The sequence below is a fragment of the Sphingobacterium multivorum genome (assembly GCF_039511225.1).
In the GTDB taxonomy this organism is placed as follows: Bacteria; Bacteroidota; Bacteroidia; order Sphingobacteriales; family Sphingobacteriaceae; genus Sphingobacterium.
Genome location: NZ_CP154261.1, coordinates 3099489 through 3122966, shown reverse-complemented (window position 1 = coordinate 3122966; position 23478 = coordinate 3099489). Strand labels below are relative to the sequence as shown.

Below are 23478 nucleotides of genomic sequence, written 5' to 3'. Positions count from 1 at the left end.
TCGCACGTATTTATACGTAGTGTTTTAATTGGTACATTTTTAATGGCTAAATAGATGTGAATATTTAAAACTGTTGATACCTTTAAATGGTTATTAGTTATGACATGTAATGAAAAACAATATGGGGGACGAAAACAAAAAACTATATTTTGATCTATCAGAAGAGCCTGTGGGACGGTTGGAGAACCTCAAAGAGCCTTCGGAATTAAAGCAGGTATGGGATGGTAGTCAAGAAGATTTTTATAAATCGATTATTAGGAATCAACAAGATGATATTGGAAAAATAGGACGGTATTTCCGCGATGAATTGGCTCAGGAACTTTACGGAATGCGTATATCTCTTCAGAATTTTACAAATCGCTATGGTGATTTTGAAGAATTACGTTGCTTACGTGATTCATTAAGCACGTTGGTTATGGAGATTCGTAATAAAGCTGTATTGCTCTACAATCCGATACTGAATGATCTTGGCATTTTTCATGCAGTTGATGAGGCTGTGGCGAGTTATAGAAAACGATCGGGTTTTACAATTGACACCTTGCTAGATCCGCATTTAAGAGAATTGCATCATGAGGCACAAGTTCAGCTGTTTAAGTTACTTACTGCTATATTCCAGTATTTAAATGATGAGATTCCTTCACAGGCTATTTCAGTTTCGGTACAGGTGATTGAATTTGAGATTTTAGTTAAAGTGTCACCTTTTTTTAGCCAGGGGAGATCGCTGTCAACAATAAAACATGAACATAGTCCAATGCGTTTGATGAAGATTGCTGAACTCTATAATGCACGGATTATGAATCATACGCCGGATACAGGTATTTTACTTAAATTAACTATTTAAAAAAAGAATAATGATAAAAATCCTATTGGTTGAAGACCACATGGTTGTACGTAACGGAATAAAATTACTATTAGAATCGCAAGATGGATTTGAAGTTGTTGGAGAGGCGTCGAATGGAAAGGAGGCTCTTCAGTTCTTAAATTCTAATCCTGTTCCTGATATCGTCTTAACAGACATCAGCATGGAGGAAATGGACGGTATTGAACTATTACATGAATTAAAAAAACAGTATCCGTCCATTAAAGTAGTAATACTGTCCATGTTGAATCAGATCAATTACGTTGTTGAAGCATTTGAATCTGGTCTTGCCGGATATTTGGTTAAAAACGTTGGCTATAACGAATTGCTTTTTGGATTAAATCATATCGCAAATGGGGGACGATACATGAGCGAGGAAATCGCAATGATACTATTGGACCAAGTTCGCTCTGGACAAAGCTATGCACAGGTATCAGGTGAGCTACAGACAGATTTTGATATCTCCGATAGAGAGCTTGAAGTACTCAAATTAATTGCAGAAGGATACACGAATATTGAAATTGCCGATAAGATATTTTTAAGCAAGCGTACAGTTGAAGGACACCGTCAAAACTTAATCGATAAAGCGGGCGTAAAAAATACAGCTCATTTGGTCAAATTTGCATTTGAAAGAGGTATTTTGAATTAAAAATTTCCTGATGGCCCCATCAGGAAATTTGAAATCTACACCACTATATTTTATGCAGTTAGTTTGTTGCACGCAATTGCGCAAAGTTCACATAATTTAGCACAGTGCTGGCAATGTTCATGGGGATGCATAAAGCACTCCTCTGCACAGAGTGTACATAATTCAGCGCAAGTCTTGATAAGTCGTCGGCTATAGTAACTTTCCATAGCAAGAAGTTCGGCCACTGCTTTACAAACGACTGCGCATTCCATATCCAATGCAATACATTTTGCCATGGCTTGAAGGTCACTTTCTTTTGTGCAAGCATTCGCACAGGTATGGCAAGCAGTAACACATTGCCAACAGGCTTCTATACACGATTGTTCGATTGAATTTATCATAAGTTTGTCGTTTTGTCTCGCTGATTGCGCCTTACATAACTGACTTGGCAGCTTTGATGCTATCTTCTAAATAGCCCATTATACCGTCATGATCAGCTTGGGTAATTTTGCCATTCCTTAAATTTTCCAAAACATCTTTTTTAATTCGAGCGATGGCTTGTTCTTTCTCCATCGCTTCTACTGCTGTCTTTGCATTGATTCGATCGACAATGATTTTGCCGAGTTTGTTGTATATCCTTTCAGCTTCCTTATTGGACAACGCTGGAGCTGGAATCCCAGCAACAGCCTCGTTAGCAGCAGCTATATTTGCATAAATGACTGCTTCGGTATTCTTTGCTGCCGCAGCTTCAGCTCTCGCTATAGCCTGTTCACTGGCTGCCGCTGCTTTATTTTCGGCCTCCTCCATATGACGGGAAGCTTTTTCCTGAGGAGTTTGATGATTACACGATATCAACAGCAGACTGGTTATTAAGGAAAAGAAAAAGATGTTATTACATATCATGACCTACGCTCTTAATTAAGTATTTGATTATTTTAAATAGAACGGGTCTCAGAAGTAAATGGTTTGTCAATTAAATGAAACAGTTGCATTTAACTAAACTTGGTTAGAGAAATGGTTTTATGATACAAAATGATGTTCAATTGATACAATATTACCGGCAATTGAGCGATTAATTATTGAATTTTAGATATCTGTATACCAAATAGCTATTCAATTCAATGAACAAAATATACCTCTTAATTAGTGCCCTTTTTCTGTCTTTTGTTCAGACGACAATCGCACAGCATACCACAGCAGTATCGATAGGAAATGCGAATATTCCAATAGACGGGATTTTTCAGGCTGATCCAACCGTATTCTTTTACGGGGGATATTATTATCTGTATGGTACGAATGGAGATTCTGAACAACAGCAGGGGTTTAAAGTGTATCAATCTACAGATTTGAAACATTGGAAGGTCCCGGCAGGCACAACTTCAGGTTTTGCCCTTTTAAAAGGAGATGCTTTTGGATCGACGGGATTTTGGGCGCCACAGGTATGGTTTGAAAAGGGTAAATTTTATATGGCTTATACAGCAGATGAGCATATAGCAATTGCAGTTAGTGATAGCCCTGTAGGTCCTTTTAAGCAAACTTCCAAAGCACCACTTGAAGTCGGGCAAAAGCAGATAGATCCATTTGTATTCAGCGATCGCAATGGGAGGAAATACCTGTTTCATGTCAGATTAACGCAAGGAAATAGAATTTTTGTCGCCGAATTAAAGTCCGATTATTCGGGAATAAAAGGAGAGACGCTAAAAGAATGTGTCCATGCGGAATTACCCTGGGAAAATACAGCAAATGCAGAGTGGACGGTTACCGAAGGTCCTACTGTTATCCAGCAAGGCCAGTATTATTATATGTTTTATTCGGCAAATGATTTTCGAAATAAAGACTATGCTGTCGGCGTGGCAATCGCGGATAATGTCTATGGGCCTTGGAAAAAACTGGAAGGTCAGCCGGCATTAAGCCGAAAAAATAGCGGTTTTGCCGGAACTGGACATGGCGACGTTTTCAAAAAAGGAAAGCAATGGTATTATGTCTGTCACACACACTTTTCAGATGAAAAAGTGGCACCTCGGAGAACCGCTATCATACCGTTTAATTTTGCATCAACTGGTGACGGTATTCCGGTTCCTCGGTTTGATACCGCAAAGTTTCGCTTCCTGGCTACAGATCAGGGATTGACCCGGAATGGAAAATCCTATCAAACGGATGTAGCCTTTGGCGATCCCTTTATTGTATTTGATCCGCCTACCGATCGATATTATTTATATGGCACAGGTGGAACTGAAAACGGCTTTATTGCTTATAGTTCCAAAGATCTGAAAACATGGACGAAGGAAAGGAAAGTATATGATGCCAACCAGCCTAATGGCTGGGGAGAAAAAGATTTTTGGGCGCCTGAAGTTTACCGGGTCAATAACAAATACTATATGTATTATAGCGCCCATTGGAAAGATAATCCAAAACAAGATATTGAAAACTATCGCATCGGGGTAGCTGTGGCGGATAGTCCCTTAGGGCCATTCAAAGACCTTACTGGAAAACCTATTTTTGATCCGGGATATCCAATTATTGATGCGAACGTTTTTAGAGATACCGACAATAGGAATTATCTGTTTTATTCGCGTTGTTGCTACGAGCATCCGGTGGAGTCGGAGGTTGCGGATTGGGCGAAGCAGAAGTATGGCTATAGCAGGATCGAAGAGAGCTGGGTGTATGGTGTTGAATTGGACAGCAGTATGACTAAAACGATCGGGGACCCAGTCCTTTTAATGCGACCTCCAGTTTCGATGAATGACGCTCAGGCTGAATGGGAGAGTAGGTCAGTCACTTCGGGTGAGATAAATAGACGATGGACAGAAGGTTCTTTTCTAATGAAAAAAAACGGACAATATTATATGATGTATTCCGCCAACTATTTTGCTGGAGCCAATTATGCGGTAGGCTATGGAACGGCAACTGCCCCATTGGGAAGCTATGAAAAGTCACCTGCTAACCCAATCATTGAAAAAAATATCCATAGCGGGGGAGTAATTTCGGGTACCGGACACAATAGCCTATTTAGCGATAGAGAAGGAAAGCTCCGCTGTGTGTATCACGGACGTACTATAAAAACGGGTGATAAACGCATGGTGCTTATCAGCGACGTTTTCTTTAATGAAAATGGCCAATTGCATATCGTTACAGATTGACCCACGGGTCAATCTGTCTTTTTGGGTATTGCCGGATTTTCGACATTTTCATCCCAAGCAGCGGACGAGGCCGCTCTAGCACTTGTTCCGTCGCTTGTTTGTGTCTTTTTATGGGCATAATTGACATTTTCTTCTTCTTCAGGATCGGTTTCATCCACGTCCGGTTCAGGACGCTCAATTGGATCAGTATCATTGGGATCCGGAATAGTATGTTGCCCGAATAATCCTTTACGATACCATATGTTACTAAAGTAATAGGCAATAATCAAACCTCGTTTTACTACTGCATGTTGCAATATCTCTTCCATGTTTTCGATTTCGTTTAAGTGGTACAACCGTCTTTATTCGCGTTGTATTCTCTCGAATAATGAACAATATCAGCAAGGAAATAGTTTGCGAGATTTCAGGATGCTGCATCAGGTTAATTGAGCAACATTTGTTCGGGAAATGGCTTAACAATTGGAAAGTAAAGATGAACTGTTGTACCCAAACCGACTTCCGATTCAATTTTTATATTTCCTCCCAACCGCTCCATAATGCGCTTTACGAGTGAAAGACCAATGCCCGTACCGGGTATGGAGCCCACGTTATCCGCCCTTGTAAACATTTCGTATATGTGCGGTAGGTGTTCACTGGGTATGCCAATTCCATTATCCTTGATTTGATAATGGGTATAATCATCTTCATGCGAACTATCTATGGATACCACAGGACTGTCCGACTGGGCTGAATATTTTATAGCGTTGATAATTAAATTGGAAAAAATTTGATAAGCGGCACTTTTCTCGCCCCAAATAGGCAATAATGTACCAAAAGTGGGCCGACAATTATTGACGTTATATAGAATACTGTTTTCTTGGAATATACGCTGAATGGTGTAGGCCATTGGAAGTGGCTCTTTGTCTAAAATGCTGGATCGGTGTTGACTTAATTGTACCATATTGTTGATAATATCCTCAATGTTGGTGACACTTCGGCTGAAATTCTGATACCATTTATTGATTTTTTTAAAATCGATATTGTCGGGGTGTTGCTGAAGAAATTGTATACCCATTTTTAAGATGGACAGCGGGTTTTTCAAATCGTGGGAAAGCGTATGGGTAAACATTTCCAATTCATTGTTTAAGCTGAGAAGTTCGTCATTGAGGAGCTGGCGTTCTTTCAATTTCGCAAAGATGGATTCTTTGATGATTTGATTTAAGCGAAGCACAAAGTTAATTTCAGCATCATTCCATGGCTTGGCAACATCATAACGCGTATCTTCCCAGATTTTGAGCTGCTTTTTACCATCCTGTTCTTCTTTTAACTCCATTTGCATGACCTGACTGCTATTTTCTCTTCTAAACCAAACGATGTAATAATCGTTCTCCAAGCCTACCTTTAAATACATTAGCCCCGCAAAACCAAGCTTATCTTTAAAGTTTTCTTGATGATTTAGACGAAAGTTGTAGTCTTTAAAGAGGGCTTTGTCGGTATGTTTCTGCAGGAATTGAATGAGTTCATAAAACTGTGCTTTAGGAGGAGACTGCCCATAGTTAAAAACGTCGCCCTGATTGAAAATTGCCAAACCATCTGCATCCACAAGCTGAGTTAGGATGTCCATATGTTGTATCAAGGCACAATTTACCATCTTATTTTCAGAGAGACTTTTCTTTAATTCTTCTTCTGCGAGCTTTAGAAGCTCTGTTCTTTCCAAGAGATTCTGTTTGACATGACTTTCATATTTGCTGGTTGCCGCCTGGATGGCAAACGTGCATAGTTTTCGTTGTTGTAGGTCGACCACACGCTTTTCGTCATGCTGCGCAACCACAAGTCCCCAAAAATCATCATCAATGCAGATTCGAAAAAAAAGGGCACTTTGAACATTTATTTCTTTCAAAAAAAGTTGATGGAGTTCAGGCAGAGGAGATAATAGGCTCGAAAGGGGATCGATGGACTCATCTTTATAATAGAATTCTTGTCCCTGATCGTCCATGTTGGGAGCGTATCGATACGAATAACCGCGATAATAAGACAAGACTTCCTCGGGCATAAAATCTTTGGAGAATTCCTTGCCTTTGAAAAAAGACCGTCCATTGGCCGTATGCTCTGCAATCACCGAACTGTACCCTGTTTCTTGAATCTGCAAAACGAAAACCCGATCATAATTCAATATCTTGTTAATAGCCGAACAAACGCGATTCCAATTATTTGGCTGAATGGTATCCAACAAAAAATTGAGTTCGTTTATTTTTTTAGCGGCAATATATTTTTTATGCTGTTGTTCCCATTCAATGTAAAGATATTCATCATGTCTACGTAGTTTAACATAAACCCGGTCGTTTTTAATTTTAATGGGTAAAATATGGCGCGACTGTCCGTTTTCAAGAAGTTCCATCACAGCATTCCTCACTTTCAACAGGGCTTCGCCGAAGGTATGGCCAAAGCTATGAAAAAAATGGGTTCCTAATAGAGCTTCACTGGTATAATGTTCATTTACAACAGACTCCGTCACTCCGACGATCGTAAAGTGCCGATCTAAAATGACCAGGCTGCCAAAAGATTGAAGCTTAATAACGGTTTGATTACTCGATTGGATTGTATGATTCATAGTACCCCAAAACTCCTAATGTACACATAAATATACGAAAAAAAATTACGACAACATAGATCGAATCTTTAATATTAGAACGTTGGAAAGTAGATAAAATTGCCTTATTGGCTTCTTTTTACTTTGGAATTAAAAATGACACCAATTTCTCACATGCAACATACTATAAACGGGCATTAAATTCTTTGGCAACAGCATTCGCCATTCCTTTGATTAATGATTTCCACTGCGGATAGGAGGCTCCTATTTTCGCCGCCAAACCGACGAGATAGTTCCGAACATTATCGCTAAAATTTTCATTGTCAACGTTTATGATCTCGTTTCTGCCAGCATATTGAAACAATATACTGTTTCTACGCTGTTCGATCAGGAAAGTTGACGATGAAATTCCTTCGAAAAAATGAGCTGTATTTTTATCGCCGGGATGGCTTGGATCGGGACAAGGCTTTAAGGTTAGGGCAAAAACTTTATAATCATCGGTTTTGTCCAGCGTGAGGTTAACGACATGTACCCAGTCATAACCACCGCTACTTGGAAGTCCCGGTCCGGGGATATCCAGTCTGATATAATCATGTAATTCGAGTAAGCGATCTATCGGTGTACCATAACCGCCTGTCAATTGGAATGTGGTAGCGGGTAATTGGGCTAACGTGTACCAATGGTTGACCTTTCTCAGGTTCTCTACGCCCAATTCAAATGCTAAGTTAGCGATATCTTCACTTGCAAATTCAAGTGATTCAAAACAATCAAGTCTTTTCCCTTCTTTCTGTTCCGGTATGATATTTTTCATCGTTTTTCTATTTATGCTTAAAATACTGGATTTCTTATTCCTGCTTTTTAGCTTCCTTGAAGGTAGCTAAGCCCCTAGGTTTTTATGTCGGTGCGTCTTAACCCAAGCTCGCTTTTAGTTTGGCAAGGAGATCGTCTGCTTTTGTATGCTCAACTTTCATTTTTCGGATGGTTGGGCGTTTTCCCTTGTCTTTTTGCTTGATAATTTTTAGGAGCTCGTCCATGTATTCATTTTTATATTTACTAATATCAAAGGACTTACTGTGCTGCTCAATCAGCTGTGTCGCCATGTCCATTTCCACCTTTTGAATTTTTATTGTAGTGGGCAATTTAAGGTCGTCCAAGCCCCTAATCTCCTGCTGATAGCGAATTTTATTCAATACCAATGCATTACGATAGGGTTTTATAAGGGCTAGATGTTCGACATTTCGCATCACAAATGCTCCTAAACCCGCCATTTTTGTTTTTTCTAAAGCTTTGACAAGCAGCTGATAAGCTTTCTCACCGCCCTTCTGTGGCTCTAGGTAATAAGGTGTTTCAAAATAAATACTGTCAACATCCATCAGTTTTACAAATGCATGCAGATTGATAAGTTTTGATTTCTCCGGACTTGCATCTTCAAAATCGGCGTCTTCCAAAACTACATAGTGGTCTTTCATAAAGTATCCTTTAACAATATTGTCCCACTTTACCTCTTTACCAGTCTGTTCATTTACCCGTTTGAATTTAATATTGGATAAATCTTTACGATCAAGCATGTCCAAATCGAGACTTGCATTTTCAGTTGCACTATATAATTTTATGGGAATATTAACTAAGCCAAAACCAATAGCCCCTGTCCAAATTGCACGCATATGTTGTCCATTTATTGCTAATACGATAACCTTCGCTATGGAGGAATGGTTTGAAATTTAATAAAATAGCTGGCAAACTATTCCTAAAGGAATCGGTTATATACTGTAAAGCTGCTATTATTATCATGGATTTAAAGTCAAATGAGCCATTTTGGTTGGTGAAGAATGGTCTCTTAAATACCTATCCTTCCTTACAAAAAGATATAAGCTGTGATGTACTTATTGTAGGAGGGGGGATCACCGGAGCCTTGATTGCGCATCAATGTATGGCTGATGGAAAGAAATGTGTTCTTATAGATAAGCGGGAAATTGTGAATGGGAGTTCGGCGGCAACAACTTCCATGTTACAATATGAGATTGATATTCCCTTATATAGATTAAAGGAATTAATCGGCATTCAGGGGGCAATTGCGAGCTACCGAGCCTGTGGAGAAGCTATTGATAAATTAGGTAGACTTGCCAAGAAAATCCGATCGAAAGCTGGTTTTAGAAGCAAACAGTCACTCTACTATGCGGCAAAGAAAAAGGATATAGCTTGGCTAAAGGTGGAGTTCGAAGCAAGGCAAGAAGCTGGCTTCGACATCAAGTGGCTAACGGAGCGGGATATCAGGGAACGTTATGCAATGAGCGGTGCTTATGGGGGTATACTTTCGGATCTAGGGGCAAGCATTGACGCCTTTTGTTTCACACACGAACTATTGGCATATAATGTTAACCGAGGGTTATCGATTTTTGACAAAACAGCGTTGGAAAAAGTGTTTTATAAGTCTGGTTATAATTCAGCGATTACTTCAACAGGGGCTAAAATCAAAGCGGAAAAGATTATCTATTGTACAGGATACGAAACAACAAATCTCATTTCCGAAAAATTTGTTGACCTGCTAAGCACATTTGCTATTGTATCGGAAGCTGATAAAGAACATAATCAGCTATATCGCGACCTTCTCATCTGGAATACGGCCACGCCCTATTTGTATATGCGAACAACAGACGACGATAGGTTCCTGATTGGAGGAGAAGATGAGACCTTTAGAGATCCCATCAAGCGAGATGAGCTCATTGCAAAGAAGTCACATAAGTTAGCGCAGTCATTTAATAAAATTTTTGTCGATAAAACCTTCCGCACTGATTTTACTTGGGCAGGCACATTTGGGACGACCAAAGATGGATTACCTTATATCGGAGAACATAGAAAGTTTAAAAATTCATATTTTGTATGTGGCTTCGGCGGAAATGGTATAACCTTTTCTGTTGCAGCAATGGATATGGTTGCGAGCTGGCTTCATAAGCTAAACCATCCATTGGAAGAATGGTTTAGATTTGGCCGGTAATTTCCTGCTTAGCCATGCTTACGTAAAAATCGGAATACTCTCTCTTCAAGCTTCGCTAGTGGTAATTTATCTTTTATAAAGGGGAACTTTGCTTCCATAAATACCTGTTGTATGGCCGGATGGATATAATAAGTCTGCGAAACAGACTTCGTATTACCAAGTTGCTCTGCAACCTTCTTGATGACGCTATTTAATTGTCTTTTCCGTGCACTGAGTGATTCCGCCTGTTTTGTTTGCGCAAGCTGATAAAAGGCTTCACGACTGGCTCCCCAAATGCGAATACTCTTGCAGCTGATCTCACCCGTACAATTCTTCCGCAGATACTGATTAAAAGCGGAGCCACAGAAAGTGCTTTCGCAACTTGCACTATCCATTTGGAATATCCTTTTGCCTTTCATTTTTAGTAATTCTTCCAAAAGTTTAGCTTGTTGTTTGTTGGTCCAGGATTTCTGCTGGAAAACCCCCTTTTTACCTTTATAGGCTAGCGATATCCGATTGCCTTCAATGCTGACGTGTCTTTTTTCCAAAGTACTCAGCCCATACGATTTATTTGTCAGTGTATAACGCTTATTGCCAATACGAATCAATGTACTGTCCATTATTTTAAAAGCAACTGCACAAAGTTTATCCATGTCCCAAAATTCGTGTTTGAGGTGTTTGGAACTGATGTTTCTCAACTCTTGTAAGTATTTACCCATATAGAGGATATTACTAAACTTTGCAGCTTGCCGTTGGCCGACAAATTTGGAATGATAGATATATTGTTTGCGTCCTTTTTGGTCGAAGCCAAAAGCCTGTAAATCGCTTTTTGAGGTTTTAGCGATCCAAACATCTGTCCAATTTGGTGGAATAACGAGTTTTGCGATCCGCTCTAAAACCTTTTTATCGGACACTTCCTTTTCCGAAGCGTCGAAATATTTAAAAGACTTACCTACTTTTCTTCTTGTATACCCCGTTCTTGCTTTCATAGTGCATTTTCCCTTGTAAAATATGTTGATAATAGGTTAAGACGTTGTGGCCTTGTCTCGTAACGTTTTAATATATTCGTGAGCTTCGAGCTGTATACCAAGTTGTTTTTCGATGAGCAGGAGCAGATCATGGCTGATTTCCCAGCCTTCATGGTCAACAACATCCTTATAGGTATGTGTAAAGGCATCTTCACCTTGCTCACAGCTGCATAGTAAACTCCTTTCATCATTTCCTGAAATGGCGGATTTTATCTCCATCCAAATTCTGAATAGCTTGCCACTGATCATCGTTCCTCCGATTGAGTCTTCCTCCCGCGGAGCTAGGTAGAGTTTTAATTCTTCAATAAATACCTCGGATTGGTTCATAAACTCAACAAAGGTGTTATTTAAATGTTCAAGATGGAGGCGTGTGGCTATTTCTACAGCTTTTTGATAGCCTGCAATCCGATCGTTGTTGATCTGTATAAGGTCGCTGATTAATGTACGATCATTTACCGTATTGTTTTCCATTTAATGTCGGCTTTGTGAATTTCTATTTTTCACTTAAGAACGCCTCAAGTAGCCCTGCAGTTTTGTGAAAGAACAGGATAGGTATAATTTCATCCATGAAGGCGATTTTATACAGCGTACCATCAGTAGATTGTTGCACGAAAGATAGAGCGAAACGCAAAAAAAACGACCGCTTTAGATTGCTAAAGCAGCCGTTTGACGGTAATTGCTATCTTTATTTTTTATTCAAATAAGAAGTTTTTTTAGCTTTTTCCGTATCGACCTTAATCTGTTTCTTGTCTACTGATTCCGAAACTTCTGGTTGAACAATGGTTTTGCTATTTCCTTTTCCTATCGGACCGCCGCAGATAATTAGCGCAATGACCATAGCTTGCTGATTCTTTATTTTAACTCCTGATTTCATATGTTTACCATTTAACGAATTGTTGTGATGTCGGTTAGCTGCTTCTAGATAGATAACCCTAGAACCACCTTTTTGTTTTTTATTTGAGCCTGTAAATTTTAAGTTGCTTTTGAAGTTTCTTTCTTGTCATGTGGATCCTGGTTTTTATAGTGCCTTCGGGCATATCAAAATAAGAGGCTATCTCATGATATTTATATCCTTCGAGAAATAATTGAAACACTTGATAATTTTCTTCCGACAAACTGCACATCGCTTTTTCAATATCATCCGCGATGAATTTGTTGTCACTTTTATTTGTTTCTATTGTATTGGTACTTTCCAGACCGATGTAGGTTTCGTGGATATCATTCGTACGCTTCGCTTTGCGGTATTGATTGATGTATACATTTTTCATAATAACGTAAAGCCAAGACATTAACTTGGGGTGACGGATAAAATCATCGATCGATTTTAATGCGCGGATAAGTGTTTCTTGAATCAAATCCTCTTTTTCATCAGGATCATTGGTGAATTTTCCCGCGAAATGTTTCAAAAGACTTCTTTTTTCTTCGACTAACAAATTTAAATTGGAATTGTTCATAATACCTTTTGTTAAATTGATTGATGTGTATTCGATAAACAGAGGTACAATTAAAGTGCTAGTTTTGCGATTTAGAGGTCATCCAAACCTTGTTTAAACAGGTATATGGGAAAAATACGTAACGCTGCGTATCGTTGATTTTGTAGTAGAAACACTACAAAAAAGCAGGATTAAACGTGTCGCAATAAAATTTACTGCCATGAATAGTTTTTTTTAATTGGGTATTTGTTCCTAAAAAAAATGTCTTTATTACGGGTATTACCTGTTTTAATGATTTATGCCAGTGTCCATTTTTTCAAGCAAGTTTTAAATTTCTTGTTTTTATCAGCTTTTATTGAACTAATAAGCTTTGAATGTGGTTCTTATCGAAAAAGATTAACGCAAAATAAAATAGACTATGAAAAAGAGCAAAAGATTCACCTTAACTTTAGGAACATTATTATGTTGCGCTGCACTATCCTTTTCGTGCCAAAACTCGACCAAAAATCAAACTGAAGGAAGCGGTCAGTCAGATAACATTGCACCTACTGATGCCGACGAAACCCGCTATAATTTAAGCGAACAGCAAAAAATGACCATGCAGAAAGATACGAGTTTAGCAGACACACTTAGGAAAGACAGTATCAATAATAGTAAATCAAAACCGTAACCATTTCGTCGACCTATCAATATATCTGATAAAAAAACTCCCTTAATTAAGGGAGTTTTTTTGCTCTTTCTTTTGATCCGGATCAGCATCATAAATATTTTCTTCCGAATGGTCCGGTTGCTCTTTATGTTGATCCTCTTCCGTATTAATCTTTTCTTTATTACTACGATCGCGTTGTTCTTCTTCACTTGGATCTGGCCCCTCTGCATTTTCAGGATAGTACAGATCAGGGGTTACATCTTCTTGTGAAGGGACTTGAGGCTGCTGACGTACAGAAGTGCCATCGTCGGTACTTGGATCGTTGTCTAAAGGGTCTATTTCGTTCATGTACATGGAGTTTCTCCAATATGAATGTGAAATAGAATCACCAAATTGAATTGCTGTATTCATCATCTTTTTAATAGAGAACAGTAATTAAAACTGAATGGTTGTTTTTTTTTATTAAAGGTGACACCTATATTTTAATGATAAATTTAAAACTTTTCATTTATCGACCTTGTTATTAAATTATAGTAATTTAGAACATACATATATATGAAAAAATCGACACTTCTTTTATTAATAACAGCAGGTATTGGGTATCAGGCCCATGCGCAGAAAATTGAGACCACGCCACAGATGTCATCGGAGGTAGGCATCGAACCTATAAAGCAAGGAAACTGGATGGTCGGTGGATCGATCGGTAATCTAGGCTACAGCTTTGAAGCAAAATCGTTTAACATTGCACTTCAACCGAGAGCGGGCTATTTTGTTTCGGATGGTTTGGCCATCGGAGCGCAAGCCAACTTAGGCTTGGCCACGGTAAAGGATGCTGATAATGAATGGACATATGGGGTCGCACCTTTTGTACGCTATTACTTCCCAAATGCAGGTTCAACTACAGGGAGATTCTTTGGGCAGGGAGACATCGGGATTTCGGGTAGCTCGAAAGGGAAGGATGTTGCGCTGGCCGTAGGAGCGAATGTGGGTTATGCACACTTTATTACCAGGACAGTGGCTTTGGAAGCCACCTTCGGTTATAACTACAGTAAAGCCAATATCAATACGGGTAGTGGAGCGAGTGGATTGGGGGTAGGTTTGGGTTTTCAGATCTATCTGCCTGGCAAAAGATAGATTAATCTCGTACAGACTTAATAAAAGCATGTTTTCAAACCATAATGGTGGAAACATGCTTTTTTTATATAACGTGTTTATACTTGATACTGTGTATAAAAGACGCATTTTTGCTGGAAATCAGCAAATGATGCAAACATTTAGACAATTAGCGATGTTCCCTTTTTAAGAAAGGAGCAAATTACGATGACTGGAACAAAAAATATTGGGTTGGTACTAAAAGATAAAATGGGGAAGTGGTCTTCTTATGATATACCATTGCTTAAGGAATGTCATCTAAATAATAAACTGGTCAAAAGCAACGAGCAGGAAGGTATTTTTGTGGTGGGAAGCTTGGCAACAGGATTATATATTTTCTCATTGTATAAAAATCGCTTTATAGATTTAATGGGTAAACAAATTGGGGTGGAAGAAATCTGTGAGCATTTTGATCGCTACAAACAGACCTTAATATAAGCGCCTGTAAATATAAGCACCGATAGCGCTTTCGAATGCTCAAACCGAAGGTGTTAACCTTACTTTTTAACACCTTCATGTTTGTTTTATGTTAATGAAAAATTGGTTTATCCAATTTTATCGCTAGGCGGTAAACAGCATTCATCAATCCAACGTGACTATAGGCTTGCGGGAAATTTCCCCATTGGCTGCCGTTATCTTCCGTCACATCTTCGCTGAACAGACCTAAGTGATTGCTATAGGTCAGCAAACGTTCGAGGATCTCTTTCGCTTCTTCCACACGCCCTACGCAGGCTAAGGCTTCTACATACCAAAATGCACAGACCAAGAACGTGGATTTGGGGCGGCCAAAATCATCCTGATGCTTATACCGATAAAAAAGTCCATTTTCGCCTTTTAATTCTTTTTCCAGCATCTCGAGGTGATCACGTGCACGGTCCGACTTTGGGTCAAGATAATCCATAACAATAAGCTGTAAGGTGCTTGCATCTAAATTTCGGCTGTCTAATGCGTTTTGATAAACTTTTCGTTCTTCATCATAACAGGCTTCAATGTAAGCTTCTGCCTTTTTTAGGAGAACATTCGCGCGATCCTCCATATCCTGATAACCATTTTGGCGTGCAATTAATAGGGCAGCTTTGCATCCAACCCATTGGAAAAGATTCGAATAGCAGTGATGGTTGGCAAAGTTCCGGAACTCCCAAATGCCAGCATCTTTTTCCTCGATTGTGGCTTCTATTTTTTCCAGAATAAAATTCACCCAACCTAAGACATTTTTGTTTTCATGGATTTTAAAACGCTGATCAGTGAATAGAGGCAACAATGCAATCATGGCCTGACCATAGACGTCATTTTGGATATGTTCAAACGCCTGGTTCCCGATCCGCACTGGACCACTCTCCTGATATCCTTTTAGATAGGGTAAAATATGTTCCGTAAGTTCGGAATTGCCGAGAATACCGTACAATGGTTGAAGCCTTCCCGGATTACGATGTGTGATGCCGGCAATATAATTTGCAAAGCTTTCCATTTCTTCAAATTGACCGATATGCGTCAGTGCCGTTAATACATAGTAGCTATCCCGTACCCAGCAATAGCGGTAATCCCAATTTCTGCCAGAACCAGGGTACTCAGGCAAGCTTGTTGTTGAAGCTGCAATAATTGCTCCCGTGTCCTCATATTGATGGAGCTTTAGCACCAAAGCGGATCGAATAACTTCTGTTTGATAGATGTTGGGAATACTACATCTTTTAATCCATCGCTGCCAATAGCTAATTGTCTTATGGAGGAAATCTTCGCAGGTACTTGCAATAGCCGATTCGAAAGCAGCATCATAGGTCAATACGAGGTATTTATTCTCACTGATGATGGTCCAGCTCTCCTCTTGAAAGAAATGAGAAATGGGCAGATCCGTAGTAAGGCGAATTCGTTCCCCGATCTGGTCGTTACTATACAGGATATGATTGCTTCCGCGGGTTGGTTTAAGTGCCAATCGGCCATAGTCGCCAGTAGGCTGACACCTAACGTTTACACTGGGGGCCCCATATAAAGGTTCGATCTTCCGGACCAACATCAAAGGTTTAAAATATCGTCCGAATTGTTCAAATCGAGGGGCAAAATCCGTAACACGATAGGCATAGGACGCTGTGTGGATTTCCGTGCAGAGCACGTTGGAGTTTTTGATGTAATATTGCTTGGTTTCGACAATAGGTTCCTCTGAGCTGATCTCGAAGCGCCCGCCTTGCTGTTTGTCGAGCATACTGCCAAATACAAAGCTATCTTCGAAAGAGGGCCAGCACAGCCAAGATATATTGGTATCCATACCGACATGCGCTATATAGGAACAATTGCCAATGATTCCAGATTGATAGGTATGTCTTTTTTCCATTGTATTTTCGTTCATTATTTTATGATAAGTTGATTCAAAAATTGAAGAACATCTTCTTGTTCATCCAGATAATATTTTGCCGCAGATTTATTGCCACCAACTTTGATACTTATCGTCGATTGAGGAAGATAGCGGAATAGGTCTTCATCGGTAATGTCGTCGCCAATGGCCAACATAAAATCTGCTTTTATATGACCTGCGATTTCCAATGCTGCTTTACCTTTGTTAACTTCCGTATTTTTAACCTCAATGACGGCATTTCCGTCAAGTAACTGTAAGCCATAATCATTCAGCATCGGGTTTAAAATCTCTTTTAATTCAGTGGCTTTAAGTTCGCCCAAGCCTAATTCTACTTTTCTATAATGCCAGGCCAACGAATAAGGCTTGACCTCAATAAATGCGCCGGGGGTCTGGTCGGCTAATTTTTCCATCAATTTTTTTACTTCGGGCATCCAGTGAAGTGCCAGTCCTTTTTTATATGACCAGTTGAAATTTGGGAAATTTGACCAAATGCCATGTTCGGCAACCAAATAGTAAGACCGACCGTCAAACCAAGACGATAAGCTTTCTTGCGAGCGCCCGCTTATGATGACCAAGGTATTAAGTGGGTCTGAAATGATATTATCTAAGAGGTTGTACAATAAGGTCGTCGGAGTTGCTTTTTGGGCGTGGTTCTGGAATTTGACCAAAGTGCCGTCATAATCCAGGAAAAAGAGCCTGTTGCTGCTTTTACTGTATCGTTCCGAAATACTACTGAACACTTTATCTGAAATCCGCCTTGCCCATTCATCACGCTGGATGGCTTTGGTTTCAGCCAGGCGATTGGTAAATAGTTGCACCCAATGCTGTACATTAAACTTCTGTATAATCTGAATATTGGCATCGGTACGTTCCTGAATTTCTTCGGGCGGCATTTTAAGCGCTTGGTAAATACTGTCGGCAGTTTCCGTTCGATTATAGGGGTTAATAATCAAGGCGTCAACAAGTTCTTTGGAAGCGCCCGCAAACTCACTTAAAATCAACACACCTTTTGATAACGTTTTACTGGCGATGTATTCTTTACTGACAAGATTCATCCCATCGCGCGTCGATGTAATCATACAGATATCAGATGCAACATATAATCCAACCAGCTCTTCGAATGGAAGTGATTTGTAAAAATATAATACTGGCGTCCAGCTTAAATTTCCATAAATGGAATTGATTTCACTCACCTTTCGGTTAATCTCGTCTTTCAGCTTCTTATATTGCGACACTTTATCCCTGGAGGGCACGATAAGCATATATAAGACAACTTTTGTATGCCATTCGGGGTATTTTTCAAGGAAGGTGAGAAAAGCACGTAATCGCTCTAATATCCCTTTGCTATAATCGAGCCTGTCGACCGATATAATAATCTTCTGGTCGGGAAAGTGGCTTCGAAATTGGCTTGCAATGGATTGAATTTTTGGTTGATGGCTGACTTGGACGAATTTATCAAAATCAATGCCCATCGGAAAGGATTCCACAAAGATATGGCGATCTTTATATTTCAGCTGATTATAACCAGATGATACATGCAGTATTTTTTTGCAGGCGTTTAGAAAGTTCTGGCTATCAGCGAACGTATGAAATCCGATGAGATCCGCACCCAATAAACCTTCGACCAATTCTTTACGTTGCGGAATGTTCATAAAGAGCTCTTCAGAAGGAAAGGGGATATGGTGAAAATATCCGATGTTGAGTGTTTGGTTTGCTGCACGCAGCAGTTGCGGGAGCAGCATAAGCTGATAATCCTGCACCCAGATAAAATCCGAAAGTTGATCGATGGAAAGAGCGGCTTCACAAAATTTTTTATTCACTGTGACATACGTAGACCAATATTCGCGATCAAAATGAATGTAGCTAGGCTGATAGTGACAGATAGGCCAAAGGACCTCATTGGAATAACCTTCGTAGAAATTGCGGATTTCATCTTTTGATAAGAAAACAGGAAGTAAGCTCATCGGTTCGAGAAGCTCAACAATCTTTTCTTTTTCCTCTGCATCTTTCGGAACGATTCCCGGCCAGCCAACCCAGAGTATTTCGTCGCTATCAAAAGCGGAGTTTAACCCAGTTGCAAGTCCACCCGCACTCGGCTTGATGATTAATTTTTCTTTTTTTCGTTCTATTTGTATCGGCAGTCTATTTGAAATTATTATTTTCTTTTTTTTCTTCATAAGAATATTAGATCGATTTATTTGCAGTGTGGAAGAGTTATATTGACTATAACGATGGGCTTGTCATCCACTATCTGAACAACCTCGGCGAAGAATAGTTTCGATAAATTCAAATTAGAAGGACGGTAGGGGCAGCTGTTGAAGAAAGAAAAAGGTAGTTTATTGGAACAGAACTGGGGAATATGGGCAGCGGTACATCCCAAATAGCAACAAAAAAGACCTCTATTTCTACAGGTCTTTTTGTGATCTCATTCGCTTACGATATAGGGACAGCAGCAGCTTTTTCGCGATTCAATTTTTTCATAAATTGATCGAGGATGTCTCCCAATCTCCCCGAAATTTCCCCTAAAATGCTTTCCCAATCTTTAACGGTACCATCACAATTGTCTGAAACAATTTTAATGCTATGAAAGGTGAGATTTTTTTGAAAACAGAAATTCGCTAGGGCATAAGATTCCATATCAAATGCCAGAGGATTAAAATGTTTGATATCCTGATAAAAAGCCGTATTTACATTGATAAAACGATCCGATGTCAAAAGTGCATCTTCGTAACGAAATTCATCGCGTGAAATGGATTCCAAGATCCCTTGTCCTTTAAAAAACAAGGTGTTTTCCAGAAAAAATCCATCTGTATACGCGTCTCCTTGCGCATAGTATGCCGGATAAAGGACATGTCCTATCGGATGTCTTGTACAGCCCACAGTGCCCACATTGAGAAGAACAGGATTGATCCCTAAAGCTTTGATGTCTTCATAAAGCGTAGCAACGGCTAGGAGAGCATTTACTTTACCTACACCAATTTCGTAGACAAAAGTCGATTTACTTGTCGGATTAAAAGACAGCTCATTTTTATTTGCTACCAATATAATCGTTTCAATATCTTTATTCAGGATCATTTAGTTTTCTTCAATATATGGATACTCAAAAGCCAACTCTCCGGCAGTTATTAGATTTAAGAAATTAACACAAGCCTGTTTTGAGGTAGGAAAATCCATGAAAGTATAGTTTCCGCAACTAATCGGATTTTGGAAAGGCACCTCGTATCCTTCTGTAAGAATAGTTTCTAATACTTCTTTCATCAATTCCGCCAAGTTCTGAGGAGTTCTCGCTGTTCCAGCCAATACAACATAAAATCCCGTGCAACAGCCCATTGGTCCAACATAAATAACCTCATCACCTAAGATGGTTCTAATTTCTGTTGCAAAACAATGCTCTAAGGTATGCATGACTTCAGGTGATAGCATACGCTCAGGAGAATTCGGTCTGATCATGCGAATGTCGTAAGTTGTGTAACTTTCAACATTGCTGTTATTGGTGGTAGAAGCTTTAGCGTAGATCCCTTGTTTTAATTTGGTATGATCTACCGTAAAACTATTTACTTTTGCTTTTTCTTTTGTGTACATCTTGTTCTGTTCAAAGCTGTAACGCTTGCGACGCTACAGGGGTTAAAAGTTGAATATCAAAAATTTCTACAAAGATACTAGATTATTATAGAAAAAGGACGATAAAACTACTATTTTAACACTTCATAATGTTCGACTGTTGGAAACGGATCGTAGTAATGATGTAAAAGTTTTTCCCATTCCTTAAATAATGCCGATTCTCTGAAACCGATGGTATGGTCTTCCAAAGTTTCCCATTCGACCAATAGAATGTACTGGTTGTCTTTCTCAATACATTTACGTAGTGAATGCGTTATATAGCCTTTACTCGCACTAATATACTGGCAAGCTGTTTTATAATCTCTTTCAAAATTGGATTGTTGTCCTTCAATAATTTGCAATACAGCTACTTCTAAAATCATAATTTGTTTTTTATCAAGTTTTGTAAATACTTCAAACTTAGAAAATTTGTTTCTGATATGCAATACAGGAACAAGCTTATCCGAACAATTTATTTATCATTCTTTTAACGAGGACTTAGGCCGTATTATATCCGTTTTTAACCTGCGAAGTGATGATCTGGGTGACCAATGGAATACCCGGGTTGCGATTTTGTGCATTCCAAACTAGAGAGAGCGTTGTTCGTTGCGGTAAACCGTTCAATTCAAGGAAGGTGACATCAACATGGTATCCGTTCTTTAAAGACGAAGGAACAATGGCAACACCCAATCCCTGAGCAACCATATTGAAAATGGTCAAAGCATTCACAGTGCGCAAAGTAACTTTGGGGATAAACTTATGATCACTAAAGATACTCATGACGAGATCATAATAAGAGTGGCTATAGTTTTTGGAAAATAAGATAAATGATTCATCTTTTAAGGCGTCAAGACTTGCTTTCGGCGAATTCAATAGGGGATGATCGTTAGGTAAAACGAGACTAAAATGCTCGGTATGTATAGGCAGGCTACATAAGCCAGGTGGCGTTTCCGAAAGACGAACAAAGCCTAAGTCCAATTCTTTTTTCTCCAGCAGATCCAGCTGGGTTTCATTCGCTAGTTCGTGAAGTGCTAACTCAATATCTGGCTGCTGCTGTTTTAAATTGAGCAGTAGTTCCGGCAGGATGGTCTGAACAGCCGACCCAATAAACCCCAGCTTTAAGGTACTTATTTTACCATTGGCAAAGCTTTGAAGTTGAGTTTCAATCTGATCCAAGTGCCTAAAGAGTTCTTTCACCTCCTCAAAGAGATAGATCCCAGCTTCCGTCATTTGAACATTTCGCTTATTACGCTCAAAAAGTGCTACGCCATAGGATTCCTCCAGCTGCTTAATTTGTCTGCTCAAGCCCGGCTGCGCAATAAACAATTTTTCGGCAGCCCTTCTAAAATGCAGCTCTTCTGCCAATACTTTAAAATACAGTAAGTGTCTTAGTTCTATTTGATAATTCATGGTTATCAATTGATGATAAAAATGGTATTTCTAATTATCAAATATAGCAAGTACATTTGAGTAAAGCAGATAGGAAGATGGAAAAATTTTTATACGGCAGTGGGCAGCTAACATGCTCCATAGCCTTAGCCATAGTAAAAGGAACGGTTACGGGGGAAATATCACCCGAAGTCAAGAATAAGATCGAGCAGAGCGCCAGTTATGTCCGTAAAATAGTCGAGCGTGGTGAGATTGTCTATGGGATTAATACCGGTTTTGGTCCCTTGTGTACCACACTTATTGACGCAAATCAAACGCAACTGTTACAGGAAAATATTCTGAAAAGTCATGCCGTCGGTATGGGCGAACCTATCGCCAATGATTTGGCCAAATTGATGCTTATTCTTAAAGTTCACGCGCTTTCTCAAGGATTTTCGGGTGTTCAGTATGCGACAATTGAACGGATTATTTGGCATATCGAAAACCATATCATTCCTGTGGTACCTAAGCAAGGCTCTGTCGGCGCATCGGGTGATTTGGCGCCATTGTCACATTTATTTTTACCCTTGATTGGCTTAGGAAAAGTCAACGTAGAAGGGGAAATTATGGAAACAGCTACCGTTTTGGAAAAATATGGTATGGCTCCGGTACACTTGGGCGCAAAAGAAGGTCTGGCTTTGATCAATGGAACTCAATTTATGGCAGCCCATGCTGTGATGGCTGTTGCTGAGTTAAATCGTGTACTTCAGAATGCTGATATTATTGCGACCTTAATGATTGAAGGTTTAAATGGCTCAATAAAACCATTTTTTACTGAATTACATCAATTACGCCCGCATGCCGGAAACCGTTATGTTGCTGCAAGCATTTTTAACATGCTTCATGGCTCAGCCATTTTGGAAAGCCACAAAGACTGTTCCCGCGTACAAGATCCTTATTCTTTGCGCTGTATCCCTCAAGTCCACGGAGCATCACGCAATGCTTGGCTTCATTTGAAGGAGACCATAGAAATCGAAATAAATGCAGTGACCGATAATCCTGTGATCATTAATGACGAACTAACCATTAGTGGCGGTAGCTTTCACGGACAGTCAATCGCTTTGCCTTTGGATTATGCCACACTTGCTGCATCGGAAATCGGCAATATTTCGGATCGAAGGGTTTACTTGTCTTTAGAAGGTCAAACCAACGGTGTCCCAAAATTGTTAATGAAATCAACCGGTCTCAATTCAGGATTTATGATCTTACAATATAGCACAGCCGCGATTGCAAGTGAGAATAAAGGGCTTTGTTTTCCTGCAAGTGCAGATAGTATTCCTACCTCTTTAGGCCAAGAGGACCATGTCAGTATGGGATCTATTTCCGGCCGAAAATTACTACAGGTCATTGACAATGTTGATAAAATATTAAGCATTGAACTGTTATGTGCGGCACAGGCAAAGGATTATCATCAGCCATTAAAATCGACTGCAGCATTGGAAGCTATTCATGCGAGAATTCGTCAGTCCATTCCGCATATCGAATCCGATCAACCGATGGAAGAGCTGTTGACTGAAGCATTAAAGCTCGTAAAATCGGGCGAACTGATCACATTGCATCGTCAATATGCGACGGGCGAAATTGCTGCGGATTTGAAACAAAGATTTGAAGAGTTTTAGACGAAGAAGGATGGAAAAAGAGCTAAAATTAGTTGGACCTTTTAGGCAGATA

At 39.5% G+C, this 23478-nt stretch carries 25 protein-coding genes; 8 read left to right on the top strand and 17 right to left on the bottom strand.

Annotation, left to right across the window (positions count from 1 at the left end; all coding sequences use genetic code 11):
* Positions 1-109 precede the first annotated feature (109 nt).
* Both AAH582_RS13010 and AAH582_RS13005 read left to right on the top strand, forming a co-directional pair.
* Positions 110-841: a hypothetical protein gene (locus AAH582_RS13010; protein ID WP_336828819.1), complete on the top strand. Its 732-nt coding sequence runs from the start codon at positions 110-112 to the stop codon at positions 839-841.
* Between the two features lie 10 nt (positions 842-851).
* Positions 852-1508: a response regulator transcription factor gene (locus AAH582_RS13005; protein ID WP_046673510.1), complete on the top strand. Its 657-nt coding sequence runs from the start codon at positions 852-854 to the stop codon at positions 1506-1508.
* 58 nt (positions 1509-1566) lie between these two features.
* On the opposite strand, the gene AAH582_RS13000 is transcribed toward AAH582_RS13005, so the two are convergent.
* Complete coding sequence (locus AAH582_RS13000) at positions 1567-1815, bottom strand: hypothetical protein (RefSeq protein ID WP_156167613.1); 249 nt, start codon at positions 1813-1815, stop codon at positions 1567-1569.
* 104 nt (positions 1816-1919) lie between these two features.
* Positions 1920-2294 (bottom strand): hypothetical protein, encoded by a 375-nt coding sequence (locus AAH582_RS12995; RefSeq protein ID WP_139144937.1) that lies wholly within the window; start codon positions 2292-2294, stop codon positions 1920-1922.
* Positions 2295-2608: 314 nt separating this feature from the next.
* Between AAH582_RS12995 and AAH582_RS12990 the strand changes: the two genes are divergently transcribed.
* Positions 2609-4627: a glycoside hydrolase family 43 protein gene (locus tag AAH582_RS12990; RefSeq protein WP_343317879.1), complete on the top strand. Its 2019-nt coding sequence runs from the start codon at positions 2609-2611 to the stop codon at positions 4625-4627.
* An 8-nt stretch (positions 4628-4635) separates the two neighbouring features.
* Here AAH582_RS12990 and AAH582_RS12985 read toward each other — a convergent pair whose 3' ends face one another.
* From AAH582_RS12985 to AAH582_RS12970, 4 genes are all read right to left on the bottom strand, one after another.
* Positions 4636-4935 (bottom strand): hypothetical protein, encoded by a 300-nt coding sequence (locus AAH582_RS12985; protein ID WP_046673508.1) that lies wholly within the window; start codon positions 4933-4935, stop codon positions 4636-4638.
* A gap of 113 nt (positions 4936-5048) precedes the next feature.
* Positions 5049-7217: a GAF domain-containing sensor histidine kinase gene (locus AAH582_RS12980; protein ID WP_343317877.1), complete on the bottom strand. Its 2169-nt coding sequence runs from the start codon at positions 7215-7217 to the stop codon at positions 5049-5051.
* Between the two features lie 163 nt (positions 7218-7380).
* Positions 7381-8007, bottom strand: a complete 627-nt coding sequence (locus AAH582_RS12975; RefSeq protein WP_312743823.1) for a hypothetical protein — start codon at positions 8005-8007, stop codon at positions 7381-7383.
* 97 nt (positions 8008-8104) lie between these two features.
* Positions 8105-8860 (bottom strand): Ku protein, encoded by a 756-nt coding sequence (locus AAH582_RS12970; protein WP_070563924.1) that lies wholly within the window; start codon positions 8858-8860, stop codon positions 8105-8107.
* Between the two features lie 125 nt (positions 8861-8985).
* Between AAH582_RS12970 and AAH582_RS12965 the strand changes: the two genes are divergently transcribed.
* Positions 8986-10191, top strand: a complete 1206-nt coding sequence (locus tag AAH582_RS12965) for an NAD(P)/FAD-dependent oxidoreductase (RefSeq protein WP_343317873.1) — start codon at positions 8986-8988, stop codon at positions 10189-10191.
* An 8-nt stretch (positions 10192-10199) separates the two neighbouring features.
* Here the strand turns inward: AAH582_RS12965 and AAH582_RS12960 are convergent, their stop codons facing one another.
* The 4 genes from AAH582_RS12960 to AAH582_RS12945 form a co-directional block, all read right to left on the bottom strand.
* Entirely contained in the window at positions 10200-11159 is a 960-nt protein-coding gene (locus tag AAH582_RS12960; RefSeq protein ID WP_343317872.1) for a DNA topoisomerase IB, read from the bottom strand.
* A gap of 36 nt (positions 11160-11195) precedes the next feature.
* Complete coding sequence (locus tag AAH582_RS12955; protein ID WP_343317870.1) at positions 11196-11669, bottom strand: PA2169 family four-helix-bundle protein; 474 nt, start codon at positions 11667-11669, stop codon at positions 11196-11198.
* Between the two features lie 214 nt (positions 11670-11883).
* On the bottom strand, positions 11884-12072 hold the full coding sequence (locus tag AAH582_RS12950; protein WP_286770701.1) for a hypothetical protein: 189 nt from the start codon (positions 12070-12072) through the stop codon (positions 11884-11886).
* 79 nt (positions 12073-12151) lie between these two features.
* On the bottom strand, positions 12152-12652 hold the full coding sequence (locus tag AAH582_RS12945) for an RNA polymerase sigma factor (RefSeq protein WP_070563934.1): 501 nt from the start codon (positions 12650-12652) through the stop codon (positions 12152-12154).
* 397 nt (positions 12653-13049) lie between these two features.
* Between AAH582_RS12945 and AAH582_RS12940 the strand changes: the two genes are divergently transcribed.
* Positions 13050-13301, top strand: a complete 252-nt coding sequence (locus AAH582_RS12940; protein WP_046673499.1) for a hypothetical protein — start codon at positions 13050-13052, stop codon at positions 13299-13301.
* Positions 13302-13343: 42 nt separating this feature from the next.
* Here AAH582_RS12940 and AAH582_RS12935 read toward each other — a convergent pair whose 3' ends face one another.
* On the bottom strand, positions 13344-13694 hold the full coding sequence (locus tag AAH582_RS12935) for a hypothetical protein (protein ID WP_112374082.1): 351 nt from the start codon (positions 13692-13694) through the stop codon (positions 13344-13346).
* A gap of 141 nt (positions 13695-13835) precedes the next feature.
* On the opposite strand from AAH582_RS12935, the gene AAH582_RS12930 reads away from it, so the two are divergent.
* Positions 13836-14414: a hypothetical protein gene (locus AAH582_RS12930; protein ID WP_046673497.1), complete on the top strand. Its 579-nt coding sequence runs from the start codon at positions 13836-13838 to the stop codon at positions 14412-14414.
* A 186-nt stretch (positions 14415-14600) separates the two neighbouring features.
* Entirely contained in the window at positions 14601-14870 is a 270-nt protein-coding gene (locus tag AAH582_RS12925; protein ID WP_046673496.1) for a hypothetical protein, read from the top strand.
* A gap of 91 nt (positions 14871-14961) precedes the next feature.
* On the opposite strand, the gene AAH582_RS12920 is transcribed toward AAH582_RS12925, so the two are convergent.
* From AAH582_RS12920 to AAH582_RS12895, 6 genes are all read right to left on the bottom strand, one after another.
* Entirely contained in the window at positions 14962-16758 is a 1797-nt protein-coding gene (locus AAH582_RS12920; RefSeq protein WP_343317861.1) for a glycoside hydrolase family 15 protein, read from the bottom strand.
* Positions 16759-16772: 14 nt separating this feature from the next.
* On the bottom strand, positions 16773-18956 hold the full coding sequence (locus AAH582_RS12915; protein WP_343317859.1) for a bifunctional alpha,alpha-trehalose-phosphate synthase (UDP-forming)/trehalose-phosphatase: 2184 nt from the start codon (positions 18954-18956) through the stop codon (positions 16773-16775).
* 256 nt (positions 18957-19212) lie between these two features.
* On the bottom strand, positions 19213-19854 hold the full coding sequence (locus AAH582_RS12910; RefSeq protein WP_343317857.1) for a hypothetical protein: 642 nt from the start codon (positions 19852-19854) through the stop codon (positions 19213-19215).
* Entirely contained in the window at positions 19855-20361 is a 507-nt protein-coding gene (locus tag AAH582_RS12905) for an S-ribosylhomocysteine lyase (protein ID WP_343317856.1), read from the bottom strand.
* 110 nt (positions 20362-20471) lie between these two features.
* A complete protein-coding gene (locus AAH582_RS12900) occupies positions 20472-20762 on the bottom strand; it encodes an antibiotic biosynthesis monooxygenase family protein (RefSeq protein ID WP_046673491.1) in 291 nt (96 codons plus the stop codon).
* Between the two features lie 115 nt (positions 20763-20877).
* On the bottom strand, positions 20878-21789 hold the full coding sequence (locus AAH582_RS12895; RefSeq protein WP_343317853.1) for a LysR family transcriptional regulator: 912 nt from the start codon (positions 21787-21789) through the stop codon (positions 20878-20880).
* Positions 21790-21866: 77 nt separating this feature from the next.
* Here AAH582_RS12895 and hutH point away from each other — a divergent pair, with 77 nt between their 5' ends.
* Entirely contained in the window at positions 21867-23426 is a 1560-nt protein-coding gene (gene hutH, locus AAH582_RS12890) for a histidine ammonia-lyase (protein WP_343317851.1), read from the top strand.
* Positions 23427-23478 lie beyond the last annotated feature (52 nt).

What these genes read in the sequence shown, in the direction of transcription:
- AAH582_RS13010 (WP_336828819.1), top strand. Translation starts at nt 110, where the DNA reads ATGAAAAACAATATGGGGGACGAAAACAAAAAACTATATTTTGATCTA.
- AAH582_RS13005 (WP_046673510.1), top strand. Translation starts at nt 852, where the DNA reads ATGATAAAAATCCTATTGGTTGAAGACCACATGGTTGTACGTAACGGA.
- AAH582_RS13000 (WP_156167613.1), bottom strand. Translation starts at nt 1,815, where the DNA reads ATGCTTGCACAAAAGAAAGTGACCTTCAAGCCATGGCAAAATGTATTG.
- AAH582_RS12995 (WP_139144937.1), bottom strand. Translation starts at nt 2,294, where the DNA reads ATGGAGGAGGCCGAAAATAAAGCAGCGGCAGCCAGTGAACAGGCTATA.
- AAH582_RS12990 (WP_343317879.1), top strand. Translation starts at nt 2,609, where the DNA reads ATGAACAAAATATACCTCTTAATTAGTGCCCTTTTTCTGTCTTTTGTT.
- AAH582_RS12985 (WP_046673508.1), bottom strand. Translation starts at nt 4,935, where the DNA reads ATGGAAGAGATATTGCAACATGCAGTAGTAAAACGAGGTTTGATTATT.
- AAH582_RS12980 (WP_343317877.1), bottom strand. Translation starts at nt 7,217, where the DNA reads ATGAATCATACAATCCAATCGAGTAATCAAACCGTTATTAAGCTTCAA.
- AAH582_RS12975 (WP_312743823.1), bottom strand. Translation starts at nt 8,007, where the DNA reads ATGAAAAATATCATACCGGAACAGAAAGAAGGGAAAAGACTTGATTGT.
- AAH582_RS12970 (WP_070563924.1), bottom strand. Translation starts at nt 8,860, where the DNA reads ATGCGTGCAATTTGGACAGGGGCTATTGGTTTTGGCTTAGTTAATATT.
- AAH582_RS12965 (WP_343317873.1), top strand. Translation starts at nt 8,986, where the DNA reads ATGGATTTAAAGTCAAATGAGCCATTTTGGTTGGTGAAGAATGGTCTC.
- AAH582_RS12960 (WP_343317872.1), bottom strand. Translation starts at nt 11,159, where the DNA reads ATGAAAGCAAGAACGGGGTATACAAGAAGAAAAGTAGGTAAGTCTTTT.
- AAH582_RS12955 (WP_343317870.1), bottom strand. Translation starts at nt 11,669, where the DNA reads ATGGAAAACAATACGGTAAATGATCGTACATTAATCAGCGACCTTATA.
- AAH582_RS12950 (WP_286770701.1), bottom strand. Translation starts at nt 12,072, where the DNA reads ATGAAATCAGGAGTTAAAATAAAGAATCAGCAAGCTATGGTCATTGCG.
- AAH582_RS12945 (WP_070563934.1), bottom strand. Translation starts at nt 12,652, where the DNA reads ATGAACAATTCCAATTTAAATTTGTTAGTCGAAGAAAAAAGAAGTCTT.
- AAH582_RS12940 (WP_046673499.1), top strand. Translation starts at nt 13,050, where the DNA reads ATGAAAAAGAGCAAAAGATTCACCTTAACTTTAGGAACATTATTATGT.
- AAH582_RS12935 (WP_112374082.1), bottom strand. Translation starts at nt 13,694, where the DNA reads ATGATGAATACAGCAATTCAATTTGGTGATTCTATTTCACATTCATAT.
- AAH582_RS12930 (WP_046673497.1), top strand. Translation starts at nt 13,836, where the DNA reads ATGAAAAAATCGACACTTCTTTTATTAATAACAGCAGGTATTGGGTAT.
- AAH582_RS12925 (WP_046673496.1), top strand. Translation starts at nt 14,601, where the DNA reads ATGACTGGAACAAAAAATATTGGGTTGGTACTAAAAGATAAAATGGGG.
- AAH582_RS12920 (WP_343317861.1), bottom strand. Translation starts at nt 16,758, where the DNA reads ATGGAAAAAAGACATACCTATCAATCTGGAATCATTGGCAATTGTTCC.
- AAH582_RS12915 (WP_343317859.1), bottom strand. Translation starts at nt 18,956, where the DNA reads ATGAAGAAAAAAAAGAAAATAATAATTTCAAATAGACTGCCGATACAA.
- AAH582_RS12910 (WP_343317857.1), bottom strand. Translation starts at nt 19,854, where the DNA reads ATGATCCTGAATAAAGATATTGAAACGATTATATTGGTAGCAAATAAA.
- AAH582_RS12905 (WP_343317856.1), bottom strand. Translation starts at nt 20,361, where the DNA reads ATGTACACAAAAGAAAAAGCAAAAGTAAATAGTTTTACGGTAGATCAT.
- AAH582_RS12900 (WP_046673491.1), bottom strand. Translation starts at nt 20,762, where the DNA reads ATGATTTTAGAAGTAGCTGTATTGCAAATTATTGAAGGACAACAATCC.
- AAH582_RS12895 (WP_343317853.1), bottom strand. Translation starts at nt 21,789, where the DNA reads ATGAATTATCAAATAGAACTAAGACACTTACTGTATTTTAAAGTATTG.
- hutH (WP_343317851.1), top strand. Translation starts at nt 21,867, where the DNA reads ATGGAAAAATTTTTATACGGCAGTGGGCAGCTAACATGCTCCATAGCC.